At 40.3% G+C, this 883-nt stretch carries 1 pseudogene; it reads right to left on the bottom strand.

The features are described from left to right. Positions 1-68 precede the first annotated feature (68 nt). Positions 69-773: pseudogene (locus BACCOPRO_RS16910) on the bottom strand (DUF4372 domain-containing protein); the annotation flags it as partial. Between the last annotated feature and the right edge of the window lie 110 nt (positions 774-883).

Genomic DNA, 883 nt, shown 5'->3' with positions numbered 1-883 from the left:
ACATTTTGTATACGTACCTCCATAAAGCCTTTATCATTCTGGTACATACAGTCTTCTATAATGTTTTATTTCAGGTTCTTCTTCATTTTTGTTACATACATAACTTCTCTTTGCGTGAGTGTTTCCAGTTTCTCATAATCAATGTATGCACGGTCCATGGCTATTATGTCACCTTTGTTCATTACTGACGGTCTTAACATGAAAGAATCGTTGGTTGCTGCCGAAGTGAACTTTATATCTGAAGGAACTCCTTCGTTGGCGTGTATGACAGTGTGTACCTTTATACCTCCTTTCTTCTTGCCGGTCTTGGGATGACGTCCAACACCCTTGAACAGGAGATTAGAGAAAAGAGTGATAGTGGTGGAATCAATAATCTGAAGACGCTTCATCCAGGCTTTATCCCTGTTCTTGCGGCTGTCCGAGGAAAGTATATTTCTGTATGTAGTGTATAAGTCACGATAGATGGACTCAAATATAATTTCCGGCCGTCGTCTGTTGGCATCGGAAAGAGTACTGCGAGAAGGCATTAACCTGATACCTAAATGACAAAGTTTGCGGGATTCTGCCTGTAGGGAAGCCATTATCTCACGTAAGGAATCAAAACGCATGATGACCGCGTAGAGCATAACGACAAGATGAGTCCATATGTCGAAACGTTTTACATAGTGCTCTCCACCATATTCACGACTTAACCGAAGGATTCTTGACTTGTCCAGTAATTTTATCACCTGACAATAGAGCGGCTGTCCGCTAAAATGTGTACTTTTGCCCATAATTAGATTTTATTGTTTGGCGACTGAAATCTAACGAAAATGGGCTGACCTCGCAAATGAAGTCAGCCCTAATTTTATGGTTTTGTAAAATTTTTATCGGACAGTAATAA

It is taken from the genome of Phocaeicola coprophilus DSM 18228 = JCM 13818 (assembly GCF_000157915.1).
GTDB lineage: Bacteria > Bacteroidota > Bacteroidia > Bacteroidales > Bacteroidaceae > Phocaeicola > Phocaeicola coprophilus.
The sequence above is the reverse complement of the archived record's forward strand: the minus strand, read 5'-3'. Positions and strand labels throughout refer to the sequence as shown.